Annotated in this window: 12 protein-coding genes; 9 read left to right on the top strand and 3 right to left on the bottom strand. The window is 59.3% G+C overall.

Annotated features, from left to right (window positions below; all coding sequences use genetic code 11):
- Positions 1-71 precede the first annotated feature (71 nt).
- Positions 72-1,619 carry an efflux transporter outer membrane subunit gene (locus GHN92_RS20615; RefSeq protein WP_153381013.1) on the bottom strand — a complete coding sequence of 516 codons (1,548 nt, stop codon included), beginning with the start codon at positions 1,617-1,619 and terminating at the stop codon, positions 72-74.
- Between the two features lie 241 nt (positions 1,620-1,860).
- Here GHN92_RS20615 and GHN92_RS20610 point away from each other — a divergent pair, with 241 nt between their 5' ends.
- The 7 genes from GHN92_RS20610 (at position 1,861) to GHN92_RS20580 (ending at position 10,935) form a co-directional block, all read left to right on the top strand.
- Positions 1,861-3,297, top strand: a complete 1,437-nt coding sequence (locus GHN92_RS20610) for a coniferyl aldehyde dehydrogenase (protein ID WP_095019932.1) — start codon at positions 1,861-1,863, stop codon at positions 3,295-3,297.
- Between the two features lie 112 nt (positions 3,298-3,409).
- A complete protein-coding gene (locus GHN92_RS20605) occupies positions 3,410-4,579 on the top strand; it encodes an acyl-CoA dehydrogenase family protein (protein WP_095000232.1) in 1,170 nt (389 codons plus the stop codon).
- Positions 4,580-4,611: 32 nt separating this feature from the next.
- Entirely contained in the window at positions 4,612-6,474 is a 1,863-nt protein-coding gene (locus GHN92_RS20600) for a long-chain-acyl-CoA synthetase (RefSeq protein WP_153381011.1), read from the top strand.
- A gap of 136 nt (positions 6,475-6,610) precedes the next feature.
- On the top strand, positions 6,611-7,834 hold the full coding sequence (locus GHN92_RS20595; RefSeq protein WP_153381009.1) for a helix-turn-helix transcriptional regulator: 1,224 nt from the start codon (positions 6,611-6,613) through the stop codon (positions 7,832-7,834).
- Positions 7,835-7,952: 118 nt separating this feature from the next.
- Complete coding sequence (locus GHN92_RS20590; protein WP_095000229.1) at positions 7,953-8,990, top strand: Rieske 2Fe-2S domain-containing protein; 1,038 nt, start codon at positions 7,953-7,955, stop codon at positions 8,988-8,990.
- Between the two features lie 23 nt (positions 8,991-9,013).
- Positions 9,014-10,204 carry an MFS transporter gene (locus tag GHN92_RS20585; protein ID WP_095000228.1) on the top strand — a complete coding sequence of 397 codons (1,191 nt, stop codon included), beginning with the start codon at positions 9,014-9,016 and terminating at the stop codon, positions 10,202-10,204.
- A gap of 119 nt (positions 10,205-10,323) precedes the next feature.
- A complete protein-coding gene (locus GHN92_RS20580; protein WP_095019163.1) occupies positions 10,324-10,935 on the top strand; it encodes a dTMP kinase in 612 nt (203 codons plus the stop codon).
- Between the two features lie 21 nt (positions 10,936-10,956).
- On the opposite strand, the gene GHN92_RS20575 is transcribed toward GHN92_RS20580, so the two are convergent.
- Complete coding sequence (locus GHN92_RS20575) at positions 10,957-11,922, bottom strand: endonuclease (RefSeq protein WP_095038801.1); 966 nt, start codon at positions 11,920-11,922, stop codon at positions 10,957-10,959.
- 118 nt (positions 11,923-12,040) lie between these two features.
- Positions 12,041-13,864: an NAD(P)/FAD-dependent oxidoreductase gene (locus GHN92_RS20570; protein WP_133144619.1), complete on the bottom strand. Its 1,824-nt coding sequence runs from the start codon at positions 13,862-13,864 to the stop codon at positions 12,041-12,043.
- A gap of 243 nt (positions 13,865-14,107) precedes the next feature.
- On the opposite strand from GHN92_RS20570, the gene GHN92_RS20565 reads away from it, so the two are divergent.
- A complete protein-coding gene (locus GHN92_RS20565) occupies positions 14,108-16,003 on the top strand; it encodes a sigma-54-dependent Fis family transcriptional regulator (protein WP_153381007.1) in 1,896 nt (631 codons plus the stop codon).
- Positions 16,004-16,266: 263 nt separating this feature from the next.
- Positions 16,267-17,595 (top strand): amidohydrolase family protein, encoded by a 1,329-nt coding sequence (locus GHN92_RS20560; RefSeq protein ID WP_153381005.1) that lies wholly within the window; start codon positions 16,267-16,269, stop codon positions 17,593-17,595.
- Positions 17,596-17,668 lie beyond the last annotated feature (73 nt).

Here is a 17,668-nt window from a genome sequence, read left to right as displayed (position 1 = left end):
CCTTGCAGTGGGTTGCGCGAGTGAGTCGTTGTTGACGTCAGCCATGGTTGTTCTCGCTGTTTCAATGGTATTCAGTCGAGCCGCGTGGGTTTGGCGGGCGCGGTCTTGTTGTGACTCGGCATGAGTTCTTGCCAGGTCGGCAAGCCGAATCGGTCAGGGCGGCCCTGGGGGTCAGGGTCGCTGCGGTTCCACCAGCCGCCGCCCAGAGCCTGGAACAGCGCTGCGGTATCGCTGTAGCGCACGGCCTGGGCCTGGACCCGGGTGAGCACGGTGTTCTGGTAGGTTTGCTGCGCCGTGAGCAAGTTGATATAAGCCACCGCTCCCAGGCGGTACTGCGCCTGCACCAGGGCAAGGCTGGCCTGGGCGGACTGCTCCGCAGCCACTTGCTGCTTGAGCGCCTCGGCATCGGCCTCCAGCGCCCTGAGCGCGTTGGCCACATCCTGGAATGCGGCAAGCACCGTACCGCGGTACTGCGCCGCCGACTGGTCATACGCCGCAACCGCCGCCCGTTTTCGGTGTTCAAGCGCACCAGCATCGAACAGCGGTTGGGCAATTGCCCCGGCCAGGCTCCATACACCCGAGCCTGCGGAAAACAGCGTGCTGCCGCTGGCTACCGTGGAACCCAATGAACCGGTAATGCTGAACTGTGGCAACTGATTGGCCACCGCCACGCCAATATTGGCACTGGCCTCATGCAGTTGCGCCTGAGCGGAGCGCACATCCGGACGCTGTTCGACGATTGCCGAGGGCAGACTCACTGGCAATTCTTGCGGCAGATGCAGGGACGCCAGGTTGAAACGCTCGCCCTTGTCCTGATTGGGGAACCTGCCCAGGTAGGCCATCAACTGGTTCCGGGTTTGCGCCAACTGCTTTTGCAAGGGCGCCAGAGTAGCGCGGGTTTGCGCCAGGGCAGTTTGCTGGGTCAATACATCGGTATCGGCAATGGCACCGAGGCGCCGCTGCGCCTGCAGCAGGTCGAGCTGGTCGCTCTGTAGCTGGATGATTTGCCCGGTCGCCGCAATCTGATCGCGCAGGGACGCCAGGCTGACGGCGGTATTGACCACATTGGTGGATAGCGTGAGGTAGGTGGCCTCAAGCTGAAAACGCTGGTACTCGGCTTGCGCCGTGGACGACTCGATCTGCCGGCGCGTACCGCCGAAGACATCCGGCGCATAGGACACGCTCAGTGACGCGGAGCTGAGTGTGAGAATCGGCGACGACGCCGTACCGGATGTGGTCCCGGAGACTTTCTGGCGGGTTTTCGACAAATTGCCGTTCAGGACGGGAAACAAGGAAGCCTGATCGACATACACCTGCTCATTGGCCTGGCGCAATGCTGCTTGCGCGGCGCTGATATCCGGGTTGGCGCGCAAGGCCTCTTCCACCAGGGCGTTCAATTCCGGCGAGCGGAACAGTGTCCACCATTGCCCGGGTATATCCATGCCGGCAATCAGGCGTTGCGCAGCGCCGCCAGCGTCGATATCGGCCCGGGCGGTGGTCGTGAGGTTGTGCGTGGAGTAACCGGCATCCGCAGCGACTTCGGGACGAACAAAGTCAGGCCCCAGGGTACAACCTGCGAGGGCAATGAACAGCAGACTCAGCGGCAAGCACCGTTGCATCCGACAGCCCTCCTGAAAGGGCAGGTAGTGACGGGATTCAAGTCACGTTGGCAGTTGGACTGAACGTTAATCCAAGCGCGGGACAACCGCAACCAGAGGAAACCTTCGCCCTCGGCGGGGTGTACAGGTTACGGGGGCACTCTGGCTTACTCGTCCACTTGGACGAGGCGCTTGCACGCAGGATCGGGCTAGCTTTCGCTCAGGGTGTTGTGCGGGCCCTTGTTCAGTTGAGGAGGCATCAATGAGTTGTGCAATTTCTTGCGCTGATGGTCTGGCAGCCCTGTTGCTTGAGCAGAAAGCCGCGTTCAACGCTCAGGGCGCAGTCAGCGCTGCGCAGCGCCGGGCGCGAATCCAGCGGGTAATCGACATACTGGTGGACCACCACCTGGCGCTGGCCGAGGCGATGGATGCCGACTTTGGCGGTCGCCCCCGGGGGTTCTCATTGATGAACGATGTGCTGGGGGCACTGGGCTCGCTCAAGCACGCCCGGGACCACCTCGAAAGCTGGATGCAGGATGAACCGCGACAGGTCTTCAGCCCCTATGATCAGCTCGGTGCCCAGGCATGGGTGATGTACCAGCCCAAGGGCACCGTGGGCATTCTGGGGACCTGGAACGCGCCGCTGTACACACTGCTCAGCCCGCTGGCTTCGGCGCTGGCGGCAGGTAACCGGGCGATCCTCAAGCCCTCGGAGGTGGTACCGCGCACTGCCGCGCTGGTTGCCAGGCTGTTTGCCGAACTGTTCGACCCGCTGGAAGTGGGGGTGGTCACCGGCGGCGCCGACCTGGCCCAGGCTTTTACTGCGCAACCCTTTGATCACCTGGTGTTTACCGGCAGTACCGCCGTGGCCCGCTCGGTGATGGGTAATGCAGCGCAAAACCTGGTGCCGGTGACACTGGAACTGGGCGGTAAATCGCCAGTGATCGTTGCCCGCAGCGCGGATCTGGCCACGGCGGCCTTTCGCATTGCTCTGTCCAAGACCACCAACAGCGGTCAGGTCTGCATCAACCCGGACCTGGTCTACGTTGCCCGTGAGCAGCTTGAGGCGTTTATCAATGCCTTTGCTGGCGCTTACCGCGGGTTCATCCCCGAGGTAAGCGACAACCCGGATGTAGTTGCCGTGGTCAACCCACAACATCTGGCCCGGGTGGAAAATCTGGTTGACCAGGCCCGTCAGGCCGGTGCCCGGGTGATAAGCCTGCCCTATGCGCAAGCGGTCGATATGCAAAACCGTCGGCGCCCGCTGCAACTGGTTATCGACCCGCCTCAAGACAGCTTGATCATGCACGAAGAGATCTTCGGCCCGGCCATGGTCGTGCTGCCCTACGACGAGGTCGACCAGGTGATTGCGCATATCAATGACCGGCCACGGCCACTGGCCCTCTACTACTTTGGCAACGATGCCCTTGAACAGCGTCATGTGCTGGAGCACACCTTGTCCGGTGGCGTCACCCTCAATGACGTGATGATGCATGCCGCCTTGCATGATGCTCCGTTCGGCGGTATCGGCGGCTCGGGCATGGGCCATTACCACGGCCGTGAAGGGTTCCTTGAGTTCAGCCACCTGCGCACCGTTCTCAAGGCACCCGACCACGACCCGCGCGGCGAATGGGGCTTGCTGCCGCCTTATAGCGAGCATTTCGAGGCGGCAATGCTGGCGCAGATCACTCGGGATTGATCCTGGCAGACGGTTGTTTTGTTCGTCCATACAGACGAAGCGGCGGGGCGCAGACAGCCTTAGAGTGAGCCGCACACAAGCACGTTTTCTAACAGTCTGGAGGCGCGTCCCCATGTTTGTCGATCTCACCCCTGAACAGCATGCATTGCGACTCAAGGTCCGGGACTATTTCCAGAACCTGATGACCCCCGAGCTGCGCCAGCAGATGCGCGGTACCGAAGGTGGCGAGCTGTTTCGCCGCACCATCGCGCAAATCGGTCGCGATGGCTGGCTGGCGGTAGGCTGGCCCAAGGCCTATGGCGGGCAGGGTTATGGCCCGACCGAGCAATTGATTTTCTTTGAAGAAGCCAATATCGCCGGCGCGCCACTGCCATTCGTGACCATCAGTACCGTTGGCCCGGCGCTGATGGCCCACGGCTCGGCGTTGCAAAAGGATAAATTCCTGCCAGGGATCGCCGCCGGGGACATCAACTTCGCCATCGGTTACTCCGAAGCCAGTGCTGGCAGCGATCTGGCGGTATTGAAAACCGCCGCCCGTGAAGATGCCGACGGTTTTGTGGTCAATGGCAGCAAGCTCTGGACCTCGGGCGCCGATGCGGCCGATTTCATCTGGCTGGCGGCCCGTACCGACCCCGAGCAGGCGCGTCACAAGGGCATTTCGATCCTGATTCTCGACACCCGTGCCCAAGGGTTTTCCAGCACCCTGATCCCGACCTCCGGCAACCCTACGGCGGCCACCTATTACGACAATGTGCGGGTGCCACGCAACATGCTGGTGGGTGAGCTGCATGGCGGCTGGAAACTGATCACGGCTCAGCTCAACCACGAACGCCTGGGCCTGGGGGCCTGGTCCGACAAAGTGGTCAGCCTGTTCAACCGCGTCTATCTGTGGGCACGTTGCGCCGATGAGCAGGGCCACCGCGCCACTGATGTGGCCTGGGTCAAGCGTGATCTGGCCGAGTGTTATGCCCGGCTTGAAGCCATGCGCCTGATCAATTTCCGGATTGCCGCCGACCTTGAACGTGACCGTGTGGACGTCGCACTGGCCTCGACCACCAAGGTCTACGGCTCGGAGTCGGCGATCGAGATCCTGCGCAAGCTGTCAGCCATCCTGGGTGCCAGTGGCCTGACCCGGGCCGGTTCGGCAGCGGCTTATCTGCTTGGCGAGCTGGAATATGAGGTGCGGGCATCGGTCAACCTGACCTTTGGCGGTGGCACCAATGAGATCCAGCGCGAGCTGATTGCCCAGTTCGGCCTGGGCATGCCGCGCACACAACGCTGAGTTACGCAGTGGCCCCAATATCGGAGATAAGGATGAACGATTTCAACAACGCAACCCTGCTGTCCAGTGCCGAACGCGCAGTTGTGCCACGGGAGCAGACGCAGGCAATTCTCGATTTGCGGGCCGCCGCCAGTGCCCGGATCAAACCGGCCGATCGCTACACCCTTGCCGATCGCCTCGAAGAGCAGGCGCAGCGTCACGGCGAACGGCCCTTTATCATTTATGGCGAACAGCGTCTCAGTTTCGCCCTGATCAATGCCCGCGCCGACCGTTTGGCCCATGTCCTGTATGCCCGCGGCCTGCGTCCGGGTGATGTCTGCGCCCTGGCGATGGAGAACCGCCCGGAGTTTTTCTGTTGCTGGTTCGCCCTGGCCAAGCTCGGCGTGGTGGCGGGTTTCGTCAATACCCAGGTCAGCGGCCGGCCACTGGTGCACGCGCTGCAGGCGATCGATGCCAAGGCCATGCTGGTCGGCGAAGAGGTGCTGGGCAATGTGCTTGCCACTCAAGGCTTGCCACCGCTGCCCTTATGGCTGGTAGCGGATACCGAGCAGCCATGGACCGGGGCCATGCCGTCACAGGTCGATACCGGACTGGCTCAAGCACTGGCCACAGCCCCCGCCATGCCATTCCCTCGTGATGTGCGCGCCGACCTGAGAGCCGAGAGCCCGTGCCTGCTGATCTTTACCTCGGGCACCACCGGCCTGCCGAAAGCGGCGCGTTATAGCCATATGCGCTGGATGTCGACCGGTGACATCATGGAAATCACCCTGCAAACCACCGCCCATGACGTGTTTTACTGCTGCTTGCCGCTGTATCACGGTGCAGCCGCCACGTCCGTGACGTCCACCGCGCTGAAAACCGGTGCAACCATTGTGGTACGGCGCAAATTCAGTGTCCGTGAGTTCTGGAACGATGTGCGCAAGCATCATGTGAGCGTGTTCCAGTACATCGGTGAAATCTGCCGCTATCTGCTCAACCAGCCCGAGGTGGCCGGTGAACGTGACCACGGTCTGCGCTGCATGCTCGGCGCCGGGTTGACCCGCGAAAGCTGGCAGAACTGGCTGCGCCGTTTCGGGCCGATCCAAGTGTTTGAAGGCTGGGGCTCCACCGAGTCCAACACCAATGTGGTCAATGTCGACAATTATCTGGGGGCTTGCGGCCGTGTGCCGTACTGGGAGAAGAGCAACTTGCGCCTGGTGCGCTATGACGTTGAAACCGACAGCCACCCACGGGACGAAAATGGCTTCTACCAGCTGTGCGAGGCGGGCGAGGTGGGTGAGGCCCTGGGTTTTATCATCAACCATCCCGACATCGGCGGCGGGCGTTTCGAGGGTTATACCTCAGCCGAGGCGACTGCCAGCAAGATTCGTCGCAATGTGTTCAGCCAGGGCGATGCCTACTGGAGTTCAGGTGACCTGCTGCGTTTTGACAAGGACGGCTACCTGTATTTTATCGACCGCATTGGCGACACTTTCCGCTGGAAAAGTGAAAACGTTTCCACCCTTGAGGTGGCGGCTGCGCTGGGCGACTTCGAAGGCCTTGAGCTGATCAACATTTATGGCGTGCAAGTACCCGAGCAGGAGGGGCGCGCCGGTATGGCGGCGGTGTTGATGCAGCCGGGCCGCCGCTTCGACCCGCAGGCGTTCTATGCATTGACCGAAACGCGCTTGCCGCGTTACGCCGCCCCGGTGTTCGTACGGGTATCGGCAGCGGCTGACCTGACCAGTACCTTCAAGTTGCGCAAGGTCGACCTGCAACGTCAGGGCTATGCCCCTGCAGCATTCAGCGACCCGCTGTTTATCCGTGATGACAGCAGCCGCAGCTATGTGCCGTACAGCGCACAGGTGCTGGAGCGCATTGGCCTGGCCGCTTTTGTCGGGGACACCAGCCAGTGACCGGTCGGCCTGCGGGGCAGGTCTTCTGCACGATGCCCCGCATACCGTTTACAGCGACTGTCGGTAAACCTCAGTCAGGCACGACATAACAATAACAACGGGCAGGGCCCAGGCGGTGTCCCGTGAGGAGAGGGCGATGGATAATAGCGGCTTGAGTGTTCAGACCCTGGCAGACATGGGCTTGAACCTGACCGAGTATGACAGCCTTATCGGCGAGTTTTACGACGGCTCGCTGGAGCCCAGGCTGATGGCCAAGACCCTGCGCCATGTGCGCAATCTGTACCAGGCCAACTATGTCATCCTGATCTTGCGCGTCCCCGAGCAACCTGACCTGGGCCTGATGATCGTAGTGGGTGACATTGAGCGCGAAGGCGAGGTGAGTTACTGGGCCTACCCACAAGCGCTCACGCCATTCAACAACCCGCCAATGGACCGGGTGTTCACTGTCGACGACCTGATGAGTGAGGAACAGTGGACCCGCTCGGCTTACTTCAAGACCTATGGCACCGTGCACGACACCTACCACATCATGGCTGCCGATATTTCCACGCCTGATGGCGGCAAGCTGCGCTTTCGCATTACCCGGCCAAAATCCGCGCCCAACTTCAGTGCCAGTGAACGCAGCCTGTGTGGCATGTTCATACCGCATTTGCGCCGTGCCATGCATGTGCACAACCTGATCGACCGCAGCGAGTCGATGACCGAGCTGTACTCGCAGGCGATCAGTCGCCTGTCGGTGGCCACCATTGTGCTGGATCAACAGGGCAAGGTCCTGAGCCTGAACCCGATGGCCAGCGAACTGCTGGAGCAGGCAGACGGCCTCAAACTGGTTGGCGGACACCTTGAGGCGACTTACCCCAGCGACAATCGCGAACTGCAGCGCCTGGTCCGCAACGCCTTTACCCGTGACACCGGCAATGTGCAGGAAGGCACGCAGGCTGAAGCCATGTCAGTCTCCAGGCCCTCGGGGCAGATCAACCTGGGGGTGGTGGTCGAGGCCATTGCGACCCAGGACTGGGCCGAGGGCAAAGGCACCCCAGGGGTGGTGGTATACATCCGCGACGCTGCAGGACGGTCCATGGCCAGCGAAACCCTGACCAAGCAGCTGTTCAACCTGACCCGGGCTGAAACCGCCCTGGCGATGGAACTGGCCAATGGCCTGTCCCTGGAAGAAGCCGCCGAGGCGTTGAATGTGCGTCGTAATACTGCAAGGGCACACCTGCGCTCGATTTTCTCGAAGACCGGTGTGCGCCGCCAGACCGAACTGGTGCGCATCATCCTCAACAGTGTGGTTGCCCTGGGCAAGCCAGGGCTGGCGTTATTGCCCGGCGCCAAGGCCAGCAGAAAAAAACCGGATTGACGCAAAACAGTGCCTGAAAGCAGGCATTGTTAGTCCATGCGGAGGATGAGGACGGCAGCGGGTTCGGTGAAAATCCAGCGGGCATAGGATCGGGGATTTTCACACGAGGACAATAACAATGACCAAACTCGCTGCAATCAATGTTGACAGTATTCTGGCACCTCGCTTTGGCCGGGGCTGGCATTGCCTGGGTGATGCGGCCGACTACCGTGATGGCCAGCTCCATACACTGAATATTTTCGGCACACGCTTGCTGGCGTTTGCCACGGCCAGTGGCGAGATCAGCGTGATCGATGCCCATTGCCCGCACATGGGCGCCGATCTGTCACAAGGCACCCTGGAAAACGACCGGGTTGTGTGCCCCTTTCACCATTGGCAATACGACGCCAGTGGCAAGTGCGTCGAGATTCCATATTGCAAGCGCATCCCGCCCAAGGCCAAAACCCGCCGCTGGTTGACCTGTGAAGAAAACAACCTGCTGTTCGTGTGGAACAACCCTGAGGGCAAGGCCCCGGCAGACAATGTGGTGATCCCGCATTTGCCGGAGCAGGACAGCGATGAATGGCTGCATGACTGGCACATGGACAAACTGGTCATTGAGACCAATCCCCGGGAACTGGTCGACAACCTCGCGGACGCCCAGCACTTCGGCCCGGTGCATGGCACGCCGACCAAGTACTTCGCGAATATTTTCGAAGGCCATATTGCCCAGCAGATTTTCCACGGCGACTCGGACCGGCTGGGCGGGGACCTGGTTGCCGAGTCTGCCTATTACGGCCCGGCGACGCATTTTACCCGCATGCGCGCAGTGTTCGAGGGCATGGAAATTCACTCGATCCTGCTCAACTGCCACGTCCCGATCGACGCCAACAGTTTCGAGCTGCGTTTTGGTTGCATGGTGAAAAAGATCCCGGGCTGGAGCGAAGAGCAGAGCAGGGCGCTGGCCCAGGATTATGTGCTGCGTAATCGCGATGCTTTCTATCAGGACGTGGTGATCTGGCAGCACAAGATCCGGGTCGACAAACCGGTGCTGGCTGAAGGTGATGGTCCGGTCTATCAACTGCGCGACTGGTACGCCCAGTTCTTTATGGACGAAGACAGCGTGCCGGCATCGACTGCCGGGCGCAGTGAAATCATCACCGTCGACCATCGCTGATCAACTCCGGGCAGGAACGCGCAATGAACATGAGTGGCCGCAAGACAATGGCGATCATGCTGGCCGCCAGCTTCGCCTCGACCATTGGCGGCTTGCCGTTCAATACCTTGCCGATCCTGCTTGGCTCGATGGTTGACAGCCTGGGCTTCAGTGTCGAACGGGTCGGCCTGCTGGGTGCCGTTTGTTTTGCCGGCTACCTGCTGGGCACCCTGATGGCCGTCGTGCTGATCGACCGTTTGAACTGGCGCTGGCTGACGCTGGGCTGCGCCACTGGCGCGGCTGCAGCGTACTGGATGACGTCATGGCTGCCCGCCACGGCGCAGTTGCCGTTGTGGGCGCTGATTGGCTTTTTTGCCGCACTCATGACCTGCCTGGGCATGCGTATCATGGGCGAAATGGCCAACAAAGAGCGCGCCCTGGGCTTGCGCCTGGGCATTGAATTGGGGTTGGTGGCAGCCGTGTTATTCGCGCTGCCTTCGCTGGTCATCGCGTATTTCCACTACACCGGTGCCGTAGTAATGCTCGCAGCGATCATCCTGCTGCTGAGCCTCAGTGCCCTGGCATTGCCCAGGCGCGAGGACTTTATCGGAAGAGACACACCACCGCGGGATGGTTCGGTGTTGTCACGTTTTCAATTACCGCCAGCGGCTTATGCCGCGCTGGGGTTTTTCTTCCTGTTCGGCGCCGGGCAAATCGGCCTGTGGGCTTTCCTGGAGCGACTGGGCCATGGCCTGGCACTGCAACCGGGCGAACTGGGTATCGTTTTTGCCGTATTGAAACTGCTGGGAGGGGCCGCAGCACTAACTCTGGCCGCGGTCGGTGACCGCCTGGGCGTACGCGTGCCGCATCTCATCGTCATGCTGGTGCTGGGCACCGGGCTGTTGTTGCTGGGCAATGCCGAAGGCTTTGTGATGTATGCCGCGGGCGCATGGATCTGGGAAGTAGGTTTCACCTGGGGCTGCGTTTATCAGACAGCAGCAATTGCACGGCTGGACCGTAGTGGCCGCTCGATCATGCTGATCCCCGGCGCGTTTGCCTTGAGCTCCATGGCCGGGCCGGCACTGGCCGGGCAACTGGTGGGTCAGGGTTACACGATGCTGTTGTGGATAGCCGCTGCCTGTGCCGTGATTCCGGTACTGGCGTTCACCTGTTTGCTGGCCCGACGCTTGGATGGGGAGGGTGTTGCGGTCGAGCGGGTGGTGGTGGCGGTGTGAAACGCGATGATTGCTGGTTGGCGGCTTTGGCTGCAGCGGCTGTAAGCCTGTAATTTTCAGGCCCGTTGGTACCTATTCAGGTTAGAGTGCTCATCAATGAATCAATTGTTAAGTGAAGAATGAACCGTGCGCTGTTTGTTTCTCTGGATGGGCCCAAGGGCGCTGGAAAAACCACACTGCTGGAGGCCGTCACCAAAGCTCTGAGGGCAGACAACAAAAAGGTGATCCGGCTTTGCGAGAAAAAAAGCGATCCCTATCGAGGTGAAACAATGGCCCTCGTCAACAAACTCGTCAGAAATCCCGGCCGGGAATTAGAGTTGCGGGTTTGTGAACGCCTTGCTGACAGCCGTACCTGGATATCCCGGCACGTATTGGCTAAGCAGCCACCCGACAGCATCATCCTGATTGATCGCTGGTACCCCTCTGATGCCGCATTTCGCCGGATAATCCCGTTTGCAGAGATTCTGCAGTTGAACATTGATCGAAACGTGCAAGTCCCGGACCTGCATGTCGGGGTTGTCACCGACCCTGATATTTCATGGGCGAGGGCAGCGGCCCGCTCGCGAGGGCTGAACAGTACGGTGATCCATAAGCTGGAAGAACATGTTGCCTGTACCCAGGCGTTCGAGCGGGCGATTGCAGATCACGGCTGGGTTTTATGCCGTAATGAAGGAACCATCGAAGACGCAACGATGCAGGTGATTTCGCAGATCCATAGAGTGCTTCGATAGCCCGGTATTCACCGAAAGCAACTATTTGCAGTTGCCTGCCTTTCGATATCCTGCTGCCTGAGCCTCAGATTCGGAGTCAAAGGTTACTTGGTTTTTCGCTGACACCTGGCCATAACCAGGGCACCCCATCGAGAGGTGGTAAAGCTGGCTTTTGCGGTTACCAATGATCGAACTCACGCCACTCGCGCTCGCCAGGATCGGCTGTGCGGGTACACGAGTGGGTTGAGCAGGAATGGCACCGACTACCCCCTCACCGACGGTCTTGTACCCTTGCGTCCAGCGACGATCACCGGTTACGAAAGGATTGGAGTGCCCCATGATTGCTGCAATGCGGCGATCTCGCTCTTTCTCCCAGGGCGAAACCGGATATTGCTTGTCCCAGGCCATCAGTAGCTGTTGCTGCTGACGAGACATGTTCAGTTTATATCTGTCGAACATGTAAAAAGTTGTCCTCGCGACCAGGCCTTTGACCTCGTCACGCGGCTCCGCAGCACGTTGATTGAAATCAACCCGCGTCTTGCATTGCCCATATTGCGGCGCTACCCCGGTGGCCATGCCGTAGTTGAAATTACTACGGTCGCCGTTCACCTCGCCAACAGAGGGGTAGAGGTTGAACAGATCGGCTTCCATCGCCCGGAATACGGGATCATCATCCACACAATGTTCTCGACCACCGTTCTTCCAGCATTGACGTTGGTTACCGAATGTCCAGGCAGGAACAATGTGTTCCCATTCAGTGCGTTGCGCGCGACTCTGTTGTTTCCTGGTTTGAAGGCCGCAAGACTCCGCATCAATACGGCCCCCCGACTTGCCTACCCATGTCCATTTGCAGCCGCAATACAGCTCGCCCATGGCACTGTTCGCTTGGTCGAGGTAGATCTTCTGCTTTGCGATGACCTTTGCTTCGGAAAATGTCGATGGAGGGCTTGAAAAGGCGGGGGTAATTACCGAGAGGGTCAGCGCTACTACAGAAAACAGTTTTTTCATTGGACAGCTTAAGCGATTGATAGGAAACACATTGTACTCGAACGCCTGCAGCTTTTAGCCCGGAATGTATCCGGAATATTGTGCAAAGGCGCCCAACCACAGCTGGGCGCCATTTGAATCAGCCCGTGTGGTGACTCTTTGCAAGGCCGTAGACGGAGGTATTGATCCCTTCGAAGCGCGCTTTTAGCTGCAGCGCCAGATACAGCGAATAATGCCGCGACTGATGCAGGTTGCCACCGTGGAACCAGAGGTTTTCCTGCTGTGTCGGCTTCCACATGTTGCGCAGTTCGCCCTCGTAAGGGCCAGGATCATTCGTGGTGCCAGAACCCAGGCCCCAGCAGCGCCCGACTTTGTCAGCTACTTCCTGGGAAATCAGCTTTGCCGCCCAACCATTCATTGAGCCATAGCCTGTGGCGTAGACGATCAGATCTGCCGGTAGGCGGCTGCCATCGTTGAGTACGACGGCATCGGCTTCGATACATTCGACACCAAGGCCAGGTGCGCTCTTGAGCTTGATCGTGCCGTTAGCGATCAGTTCGCTGGCGCCGACATCGATGTAGTAACCCGAACCACGGCGTACATACTTCATGAAAAGGCCAGACTCATCGTCACCGAAATCGAGCATGAAACCAGCCTTGGCCAGGCGCTCGTAGAAGTCCTTGTCACGCTCCTTGATCGCCGCAAAGATGGGTTGATGAAAGCCTGGCATCACCTTGTACGGGATCGAGGCGAACAGCATGTCGGCCTTGTCCGTGGTCAAACCCGTCTCCAGGGCGTCTTCCGAGTAGAGCCCGCCGAAGACCAGCTCCATCAGACTGTCGGAACGCACGATGTGGGTACTGGAGCGCTGCACCATGGTCACCTCGGCGCCGTTCTCCACCAGGTCGGCGCAGATGTCGTGAGCCGAATTGTTCGCACCGATGACCACCGCGCGCTTGCCGCTCCAGGCGTCGCCACCGAGATGGCGGCTGGAATGATACTGCTGGCCATTGAAAACCTCGGCTCCCGGATAACGTGGCACATTGGGTACGCCAGACATGCCGGTGGCGAGAATCAACTGGGTCGGTTGTAGCGTCACAGGTTCGCCATCACGCTGTACTTCAACCTTCCAGGTGCCACTTTGCTCGTCAAAGCTGGCGCTCACGCATTCCGTACGCGGCCAGTAATTGAGCTCCATGACTTTGCTGTACATTTCCAGCCAGTCGCCAATCTGGTCTTTTGGGGTGAAAACCGGCCAATGATCGGGGAAGGGCAGGTAAGGCATATGGTCGTACCAGACAGGGTCGTGCAGACACAGCGACTTGTAACGTCCACGCCACTGATCGCCGGGTCGGTCAGCCTTGTCGATGATCAGGGTAGGCACGCCCATTCGCTTGAGCCGCGCAGCGAGCCCCAGCCCCCCCTGACCGCCGCCCACGATCAGGCAATAGGGTTGAGTGGTGATCCCCAGCGATGCTTCTTCATCGCGGCGGCGCTCCAGCCAGTTGCGCTTGTCAGCGTGGGCGTGACCATGACTGGCACCCATCGGACGACGGCGACCACTGGGTTCTTCAAAACCTTTGAGCTCGCGCATGGCCGTCAGCAGCGTCCAGCACAAACCATCCTTCAGCCGCACATAGCCTTTACCCCGCGCCGCTTGTGTTTCCAGGCTGATCCAGCCTTCGAGCACACCGTTATTCAGCGCCGCTTCACCTTCCACTTTCCACCGCTCGGGGCGAGTCTGGTCGAGGCGTGTTTCAAGCAGGTCGCGAATGGCAGGTTTGCCTTCCAGGGTCACCAGGTTCCAACTGAAAAGCAGCAGGTCGCGCCAGTGACACTCGCTGGCAAACAATGCCAGCGTGCCGTCCAGATCACGCTGGGCGAGACGTTCGTTGAGGCTCTCGACCCAAGCGGCAAGCTGAGCCGTAGGCGTGTGCAGGGGGGTTTCGACAGCGATGTTCATGGGGCTTCTCCCGATCTTGTTGTTTTAGTAACAACTTACCCAGAGCAAGGCCCGGGCCATCTCTATCAAAACCCCGTTGCAGAGCCGTTGCGGCATTACGGCTCAGATCTTGATCCGGATCTCTGTCACGTTTCTGGAAATGCTGATGACAGAGTGTCACCCGGTGCAAAAAGCGCTCGTTGCAATCTTTTCATATAAGCTGCCAACAGACCCGTGTCCTGACCGTAACGGAGAACAAGAATAATGAAGCCGGCCTTGATCAACGCCCATGCACAACAAGTGCTACAAGCCGTGCAGGGCACTGTCGCCAGCCACAGCCCTGGTGCTGACCTGGCCATTACACGCTCCTGGCGCCGCTGCCTGGACCAGTATCAGCTCGACCCTGCCAGTCGCCGCGCACCTAACGTGGTTGAGCATCCACGCTTGCAGGATCACCGCGCGCCACTGGAGCACATCATCGCCGTGGCGCATTGGCAGATGAGCAACTTGCACCAACAACTCGGGCGTGACGGCCATGTGGTACTACTCACCGATGCACGGGGGGTGGCCATCGACAGCGTGTTCAACGAATCCGAGCGAGCAGAGGTTCAGCGTTCCGGGTTGTGGCTCGGCTCGGTATGGAGTGAAGATTGTGAGGGCACCAACGGTGTCGGTACCTGCCTGGTCGAGCGACAGCACGTCACCATCCGCCGTGATGAGCATTTCCGTGGCAAGCACGTCGGACTTACCTGCTCGGCGAGCCCGATATTCGATGCGAGTGGAGAGCTGCTAGCCGTACTCAACCTTTCATCCGTGAGGGATGACCACAGCCTTCAGCAACACTTCCAGGCCATGGCATTGACCAGCTTGTCAGCCAGGCTGATCGAGAGCTCGTTTTTCCTGGGGCATGACCCGCATCGCTACTTGCTGCGCTTGCACCCTGAGGCTGGTTTCGTCGGGCTGCTGGGTGAAGGTCTGCTCAGTTTCGACGAGAGTGCCCGTATCTGTTCAATCAATCATGCTGCGCTGGATCTGCTGGGCCTCAGCCGTGACCAGGTGGTTGGGCAGCCTCTGACAATGCTGCTGGAAACACCTGTGGATCAGATAATGAGTCAGGCCAGCGCTCAGACGAGTGTCTGTTGGCCAATGCGGCTGGTGGACGGGCGCCTGATCTACGGACAGTTGCGGGAACCCGTGCACCGATCGCCTTTGCTAACGCCGCCAGCGCCCATCATCAACGACGTGCATGTATGCCTGGAAGACCCGCGTCTGCAACGCGGCTTTGCCCGCGCATTACGGGTTTTGGAGCGAGACGTTCCCGTATTTTTACAGGGCGAAACCGGTACCGGCAAAGAAGCTTTTGCGGCAGCGCTGCATCGTGCCAGCTCCAGAGCGGGCCAGCCGTTTGTGGCGATCAATTGCGCGGCCATTCCGGAAACGCTGATCGAAAGCGAGCTGTTCGGCTATCGTGGTGGCAGCTTCACCGGCGCACGCAAGGACGGGATGGTCGGTAAACTTGAGCAGGCCCATGGCGGCATTCTATTTCTCGATGAAATCGCCGATATGCCCCTGGCGCTTCAGACCCGACTGCTGCGAGTGCTGGAGGAGCGTCAGGTGATGCCGCTAGGTGGCGCGACAGCACGTCCCCTCGACGTACGCCTTATCAGTGCCAGTCACCAGGATCTGAACGCCGGTGTGGTCGGGGGGCGCTTTCGCGAAGATCTGTTTTATCGCATTGCCGGGTTCACCGTGCAGCTCCCACCGTTGCGTGAACGATCAGACAAGGGCAGTGTGCTCGACCTTCTGCTGCTCGAAGAGACAAAAGGTACAAGAATCCGGCTGGAGGCCGGCGTCAGAGAGCGCTTGCTGAAGCAACCCTGGCCGGGCAATGTCCGGCAGCTGCGTACGTGCCTGCGCACGCTAGTAGCGTTGTCATTGGAGGGGCGTGTCACTCTGGACGATTTGGCGGAGTTGCTGCCGGCAGTAGCAGTGCCAGTCGCGTTGGCCGAAGATCCGCTTGGCGTATCCGAACGGCAGACGCTACTGGCATTGATCGAGGCAGAACATTGGTATATCGCCCATGTTGCAGCCCGCCTGGGGATTAGCCGAAATACGCTCTATCGCAAATTGCGACACCACGGTATTGCACGGCCTGGTTGAAAGGAAAGCGACAGTGCCGCGCTTCCTGTCTCTGTGTACCTGCACCGGGGATACAAACGATAAATGTTCTCGAGCTTTCCCCTCGATCAGCGTTTTTAATTCGATCTATAGTCTCTGTTCCTGAAAATGCTTACGGAACGTTCGATATGAGGCTTAAATCTGCCAGGTCCAATACGCGTTTTACACCCAGTCATCATGTTGAACGTGAAGTACATTACCTGTGCACCTGTAGCTCGCCGGATATACAGGACTTTCACGCGAGAATGATGCTTGATCTGTCTCGACGTGATGTCTATAGCGGTATCAAACCCAAAGGTGCACAACTTTCTGCAGTGCGCGCATCGACTGCCTCAGGACAAGGTACAAACGCTGAATCCAGCGCGAGCACGCTGTTGCTCAAGAATCTTCGCTTATTCAACGGTAGCGCTGTGCTTGACGATAACGTCTGCATCCTGATCAAGGATGGCGTGATCGACTCACTGCTACCCGCCAATACAGAGGTTGAAGGCGCCGTGGTTATCGATTGCGGGCGAAGAGTGGTGATGCCGGGATTGATTGATGCCCACTGGCACACTACGTTAGCGGGCATCACACAACTTGACGCGATGAGCGCAGACCCGGGCTATATCCATTTAGTCGCCGCCCGCGAAGCAGAAAGCACCTTGATGCGCGGCTTTACGACGGTTCGCGATCCTGGAGGACCTTCGTTCGCATTGAAGCGTGCCATTGATGAGGGTGTTATTGCAGGGCCTCGTATTTATCCTTCCGGCGCAATGATTTCACAGACCTCTGGCCACGGTGATTTCAGGATGCGATCAGAGATTCCCCGCAGCTCACTCAGACCACTGAGCGTGACTGAGCAACTGGGTGCTGCAGCCATAGCTGATGGCGATGCCGAAGTGCTCAGACGGGCCAGAGAACAGCTTATGCTTGGGGCATCACAGCTAAAATTGATGGCCGGTGGCGGCGTTGCGTCTACGTATGACCATCTCGATAGCACCCAGTTTCTGGAGTCAGAATTAAGAATGGCGGTTGAAGCCGCTGCCGATTGGGGCACCTATGTGATGGTGCATGCGTACACGCCCAGAAGTATCCAGCGTGCCATTCGCGCCGGTGTGAAATCGATCGAGCATGGCCAACTGGCGGATGAAGAAACCGCGCGCATGATGGCAGACAACGATATCTGGTGGAGTCTTCAGCCTTTTTTGCAAGATGAAGATGCTAATGTTTATCCTGATCCTGTACGGCGTGAGCGCCAGCGCGTGGTGGCTGAGGGCACCGCGAGAGCCTATGAGTTTGCTCAGCGCTTCAATATAAAAACGGCCTGGGGGACTGATGTTTTATTTAATCCGCAAAAGACATCCACTCAGGGAAGACAGCTTGCAAAGTTGACCCGGTTTTACGCTGCACACGACGTCGTGAACATGGCAACAAAGATGAATGGGGAACTGTTGGGGCTGTCGGGAGCCCGCAATCCATATCCCGGTAAAATTGGCCAGATAGAAGCAGGTGCATTGGCTGATCTGTTGGTTGTCGAGGGAGATCCCACGGTGAGCCTGGGGTTTCTGGAGGCCCCGGATGCAACTATCTGAATCGCCCCTAGTTTCGTAGACACCTCCAAGCCTTAAAATGAGGCCCATTAGGAGGTGCCATGAGCAACCAGCG

Source organism: Pseudomonas sp. FSL R10-2964, from assembly GCF_009600035.1.
GTDB lineage: Bacteria > Pseudomonadota > Gammaproteobacteria > Pseudomonadales > Pseudomonadaceae > Aquipseudomonas > Aquipseudomonas bubulae.
Note: the sequence above shows the minus strand (reverse complement) of the source record. Positions and strands in the feature narration are given on the sequence as shown.